General features: G+C 68.6%; 2 protein-coding genes. Both read right to left on the reverse strand.

Annotated features, from left to right (window positions below; genetic code table 11):
- Nucleotides 1–252, reverse strand: a 252-nt coding sequence (locus ACWDU1_RS32330) for an aldehyde dehydrogenase family protein (RefSeq protein ID WP_450004214.1), incomplete at its 3' end; no start/stop codon positions are given.
- A gap of 44 nt (nucleotides 253–296) precedes the next feature.
- On the reverse strand, nucleotides 297–1,223 hold the full coding sequence (gene kdgD / locus ACWDU1_RS32335; RefSeq protein WP_450004215.1) for a 5-dehydro-4-deoxyglucarate dehydratase: 927 nt from the start codon (nucleotides 1,221–1,223) through the stop codon (nucleotides 297–299).
- Nucleotides 1,224–1,418: the final 195 nt, after the last annotated feature.

Genomic DNA, 1,418 nt, shown 5'->3' on the forward strand with positions numbered 1-1,418 from the left:
GTCGAGCAGTCCGGCGACCCGTTCCAGGAATCCGGCCCGCTGCTGCGCGGTGGTCGCCCGGAACTCCGCGAACGCCTGTTCGGCCAGTTCGCAGGCCCGGTCGATCTGCTCGGCCGAGGCCGCCCGGTAGGCGGGGCCGAGCGGCGCCCCGGTGCGGGGATCGGTGGACCGCACCTCCTCGCCCTCGCCCGGTACGGGCTCGGCTCCGAGGATCATGGCGCCTGCCGGTTGGGGCAGCGAGCGATCGGACACGGGGTTCTCCTTCTGCAGTGTCGTGGCGGTATGACGAGCCGGGCTCAGCGGGTGACGGAGCGCGACTTCTCGACCACGTCGGACAACATTGTCGTCTCGGCCTCGTCCAGGTCGGTCAGCGGTGGGCGTACCGGACCGGCATCGTGGCCGGTCAGGCGCATTCCGGCTTTCACGATGCTGACCGCGTAGCCGGCCTTCCGATCGCGGATCGCGGTGTAGGGCAGCACGATTTCGTCGAGCAGGCGACGCACGGTGGGCCGATCCCCGGCCCGCACCGCGTCGTAGAAGGTGAGCGCGAACTCGGGCAGGAAGTTGAAGATCGCCGAGCTGTAGGTGGTGACCCCCAGCTCCAGATACGGCAGTGCGAAGGTCTCCGCCGTGGGCAGCCCGCCGATGTAGACGAAGCGGTCGCCGAGACGCGAGTGAATCCGGGTGATGGATTCCAGGTCGCCGAAACCGTCCTTGTATCCGATCAGGTTGGGGCAGGTATCCGCGAGTTCGGACAGTGTCTCGGGGGTGTACTTCGCATTGGCCCGCGCGTAGACCACCACGCTCAGCGAGGTGGCCGCGCAGACCGCGCGCACATGGTCGGCGAGCCCGCCGGGCGAGGCCTCGGTGAGGTAGGGCGGGAACAGCAGCAGGCCGTCGGCTCCGGCCGCCTCCGCGTCGCGGGCCATCTCGACCGCCTGCGCGGTGCCGTATCCGGCCGGTGCGAGGATCGGGGTGCCCTGCGGCGCGCTCTCGACGGCGGCCCGCACCACCCGGCCGACCTCGGGCGGGGTCAGGGAGAAGAACTCACCGGTGCCGCCCGCGGCGAACAGGCCCGCTACCTCGTACTTTCCCAGGCGGATGATGTTGTCCCGGTAGGCGGCCTCGTCGAACTCCAGATCCCCGGTGAAATGGGTGACCGGGAACGACAGCAGACCGGAGCCGAGCTGCCGAGCGAGTTCGGTCGGGGTGAAGGCGGGCATCGGGTTCTCCTCCTGCGGATGACGGCTGTGCCTGTGTGACTGCGACCACCGTAAGAACCCGCAGCGATACCTGTCCAACACTGTTTCTGCATCTAGCGATACCTATTATGAATCGGTGTTTACCTTGAACCAGCTGGAGAGCTTCGTCGCCGTCGCCGAGACCCTGCACTACGGGCGCGCCGCGGAACGCCTCTC

It is taken from the genome of Nocardia sp. NPDC003345 (assembly GCF_053589395.1).